Below are 3,891 nucleotides of genomic sequence, written 5' to 3'. Positions count from 1 at the left end.
GACGCGGCCGTCAACGGCCTGCAGCGCGATGCCCAGGGCCGCCCGGTGGCCTTCGAGCAAGACGGCTGGAACGCCCGCCTGTCGCGCTACGACGCCCTGGGCCCCGGCCTGCTGGTGCTGCAGCGTGCCGAACCCGGGCGCCGCATCGTGGTGCGGCTGGCCATCAGCCAGCCCTGATCCCCGGCCATGCTGTACGACGTACCGGCCCCGGCCAAGCTGAATCTGTTCCTGCATGTGGTGGGCCGCCGGCCCGACGGCTACCACCTGCTGCAAACCGCGTTCCGCTTCATCGACCTGTGCGACACGCTGCATTTCGAGGCGCGCGCCGACGGCCGCATCGAGCGCGCCGCCGATCTGCCCGGCGTGCCGCCCGAACAAGACCTGACCCTGCGCGCCGCGCGGGCGCTGCAGCAGGCCACGGGCACCCGCCAGGGCGTCACCATCACGCTGGAAAAAAACATCCCGCAGGGCGGCGGGCTGGGCGGAGGCTCCAGCGATGCCGCGTCCACCCTGGTGGCGCTGAACCGCCTGTGGGGCACCGGGCTGGCGCGCCGCGAACTGATGCAGCTGGCCCTGCCCCTGGGGGCCGACGTGCCGGTGTTCGTGTTCGGGCAATCGGCCTTTGCCGAAGGAGTGGGCGAAATCCTTGCGCCGCTTAGTTTGCCGCCCGCCCATTACCTGGTGGCCCAGCCCGACGCCAGCGTGCCCACCGCAGGCATTTTTGCCGATCCCGGTTTGACAAGGGACACGCCTTCGGTCAAAATAGCGGACTTTCTTGCTTCACAAGATTCTGGCGCGGCAACAGGCCAGGGTTTTTTTGGCAGAAACGACCTAGAGCCGGTGGTTTTCCGGCGCTACCCTGAAGTTTCCCGGGCGGCGCGGTGGCTATCGGGGCGTGGCATACACGCCCGCATGTCGGGGTCTGGCGCATGTTTGTTTGCCCAGTACGCCACGGCGCAGCAGGCCGTTTTGGCTCAGCAGGAAATAACCGCTACAATGCGCGTCGCTGGTGAATCAACTGGCAGCACGCAAGTAGGGTTCCGGTTGGTGCGGGCATGTCCCGGGTTGGCCGAGCACCCGTTGCGGAACTGGATTGCAAGATAGTTGGGGAGTCGCCAAGCTGGTTAAGGCACCGGATTTTGATTCCGGCATGCGAAGGTTCGAATCCTTCCTCCCCAGCCACCAAATATCTATAAAAAAGCTGTTGAACGCGCCTGTCAGACACTGGCCACGGTTCAGCAGCTTTTTTATTTGCCGGATATCCCGGCCGCAGCAGTACACGTACGCGTCCTGAAACGACCATCGCAGCTTCCATCATGGCAAACGACAGCTTCATGATTTTCACGGGTACGGCCAATACGCGCCTGGCCGTGGACGTAGTCAACCATCTCGACATGTCCCTGGGCAAAATGACCGTGGGCCGTTTCTCCGATGGCGAAGTCATGGTGGAAATCAACGAGAACGTGCGCGGCAAAGACGTTTTCGTGCTGCAGCCCACCTGTGCGCCCACCAACGACAACCTGATGGAAATCATGGTCATGGTCGATGCGTTGCGCCGCGCCTCGGCGGGCCGCATCACCGCCGCCATCCCGTATTTCGGCTATGCCCGCCAAGACCGCCGCCCGCGCTCGGCGCGCGTGGCCATCTCGGCCAAGGTGGTGGCCAACATGCTGCAAGTGGCCGGCGTCGACCGCGTACTTACCATGGACCTGCACGCCGACCAGATCCAGGGTTTCTTCGACATCCCTGTCGACAACATCTATGCCGGTCCGATCTTGCTGGGCGACATCTGGCGCCGCAATTTCTCGAACCTGGTGGTGGTGTCGCCCGACATCGGCGGCGTGGTGCGCGCCCGGGCGCTGGCTAAGCAGCTGGAGGCCGACCTGGCCATCATCGACAAGCGCCGCCCGCGCGCCAACGTGTCCGAAGTCATGAACATCATCGGCGAAGTCGACGGCCGCACCTGCATCATCATGGATGACATGGTCGACACCGCCGGCACGCTGTGCAAGGCCGCGCAGGCCCTGAAAGACCGCGGCGCCGGCGCCGTCTACGCCTACTGCACGCACCCCGTGCTGTCGGGCGGCGCCATCGACCGCATCGAAGGCTCGGAACTCGACGAACTCGTCGTTACCGACACCATTCCGCTGTCCGAGCAAGGCCAGGCCAGCGGCAAGATCCGCCAGCTGTCCTGCGCGGCGCTGCTGGGCGAAACCATTCTGCGTATTTCCAACGCCGAATCGGTCAGCTCGCTGTTCGTCGACTGAACCCGGCGCCAGCCCAGAATTCCTGAATTTGCCTGCCTGCTGGTCGCGGCAGATGGGCAAACAACACGGCACGCATGTCGCGCGCCGTGCAACTTAGCCGGCAGCCTTACCGCTGCCAGATTTGGAGTCATCCATGAAATTCAATGCCACTGCGCGTAGCGTCCAGGGTTCGAGTGCGAGCCGCCGCCTGCGCCGCGCGGGCCGCGTCCCTGCCATCGTTTATGGCGGAACGGCTGCCCCCCTGAACGTCGAACTCGACCACAACGAGATCTACCACGCCCTGCGCAAGGAAGAATTCCACGCCTCGATCCTGCAAATGCAGTACGAAGGCAAGGAACAAGCCGTGCTGCTGCGTGCGGTTCAATGGCACGCCTACAAGCCGCAAGTCCTGCACGTGGACTTCCAGCGCGTCGACGCCAACCAGGCCCTGCACACCAAGGTGCCCCTGCACTTCATCAACGGCGAAACCTCGCCCGCGGTCAAGCTCAGCAACGCCATCATCAGCCACGTGGTTACCGAACTGGAAATCACCTGCCTGCCGGCCGCGCTGCCCCAGTTCATCGAAGTGAACCTGGGCGACCTGCTGGGTGGCGGCTCGGTGCACCTGTCCGACGTCAAGCTGCCCAAGGGCGTCACCTACATCGCCCACGGCGCTGAAACCAACCCCGTGCTGGCCTCGGCGCTGGTCAAGGGTGGCGGTGCCGCCGCGGCTGACGAGGGCGGCGACGCCCCGGCCGAAGAAACCCCGGCCGCCTAAGTCCAGGCACCCGGCGAAAGCCGGGCGCCCGGCCGCAACCCTGCGCGTGCAAGCCGCATGCGCAGGGTTTTGTTTTTTCGCCGGTCCGTCCGGCCGGGCAGGGCAGGCCGCCGGGCCCGGCGCTGTCCCGCTTTTCTCTATACTTGCCCATCATGTCTACCGCCATCCGCCTGATCGTCGGCCTGGGCAACCCCGGGCCCGACTACGAAACCACCCGCCACAACGCCGGCTTCTGGCTGGCCGACCACCTGGCCGACGACCTGCGCGCCAGCTTCAGCCTGGAAAAAAGCTTCTTCGGCCTGGTGGCCAAGGCGCGCCACGCCGGCGACAGCGTGCTGCTGCTCAAGCCCATTACCTACATGAACCGGTCCGGCCAGGCCGTGGGCGCGCTGGCGCGCTTCTACAAACTGGCGCCCGAGCAAGTGCTGGTGTTGCACGATGAACTGGACCTGCTGCCCGGCCAGGTGAAACTGAAACAGGGCGGCGGTCACGCTGGCCACAACGGCCTGAAAGACATCCAGGCGGCGCTGGGCAGCCCCAACTTCTGGCGCCTGCGCATCGGCATCGGCCATCCGCGCACCCTGGGCCTGGCCCAGCAGGTGGCCGACTTCGTGCTGCACCCGCCGCGCCGCGACGAACAAGGCCCTATCGACGAAGTCATCCGCCGCTGCCGCGTGGTGGTGCCCGCCATGCTGGACGGCGACTTCGCGCGGGCCACGCGCGAACTGCACAGCGGCAACGGAGCCTGACCGGCATGTCCCAGGCAACCGCCGCCCTGCGCGCCGGACAGCCCGGCCTGCGCCACGAACTGCGCGATTTCATCCGCTTCGTGCGCCGTCCCGACCTGCGCCGCCTGCCCGGCCGCCG

Annotated in this window: 4 protein-coding genes, 1 tRNA gene and 1 pseudogene; all 6 read left to right on the top strand. The window is 66.0% G+C overall.

Going from position 1 to position 3,891, the window contains the following annotated elements:
- Positions 1–177, top strand: a pseudogene (locus tag LPZ50_RS22820) (outer membrane lipoprotein LolB); the annotation flags it as partial.
- 9 nt (positions 178–186) lie between these two features.
- Entirely contained in the window at positions 187–1,104 is a 918-nt protein-coding gene (ispE, locus tag LPZ50_RS22815; protein WP_230665104.1) for a 4-(cytidine 5'-diphospho)-2-C-methyl-D-erythritol kinase, read from the top strand.
- Between the two features lies 1 nt (position 1,105).
- A tRNA-Gln gene (locus tag LPZ50_RS22810) sits at positions 1,106–1,182 on the top strand.
- A gap of 134 nt (positions 1,183–1,316) precedes the next feature.
- Positions 1,317–2,267 carry a ribose-phosphate pyrophosphokinase gene (locus LPZ50_RS22805; RefSeq protein ID WP_218369431.1) on the top strand — a complete coding sequence of 317 codons (951 nt, stop codon included), beginning with the start codon at positions 1,317–1,319 and terminating at the stop codon, positions 2,265–2,267.
- Between the two features lie 133 nt (positions 2,268–2,400).
- Complete coding sequence (locus LPZ50_RS22800) at positions 2,401–3,024, top strand: 50S ribosomal protein L25/general stress protein Ctc (protein WP_230665103.1); 624 nt, start codon at positions 2,401–2,403, stop codon at positions 3,022–3,024.
- A gap of 152 nt (positions 3,025–3,176) precedes the next feature.
- Positions 3,177–3,773 (top strand): aminoacyl-tRNA hydrolase, encoded by a 597-nt coding sequence (gene pth / locus LPZ50_RS22795; RefSeq protein WP_230665102.1) that lies wholly within the window; start codon positions 3,177–3,179, stop codon positions 3,771–3,773.
- The last annotated feature ends 118 nt before the right edge of the window (positions 3,774–3,891 follow it).

Source organism: Bordetella petrii (genome assembly GCF_020991325.1).
GTDB lineage: Bacteria > Pseudomonadota > Gammaproteobacteria > Burkholderiales > Burkholderiaceae_B > Bordetella_A > Bordetella_A petrii_E.
Note: the sequence above shows the minus strand (reverse complement) of the source record. Positions and strands in the feature narration are given on the sequence as shown.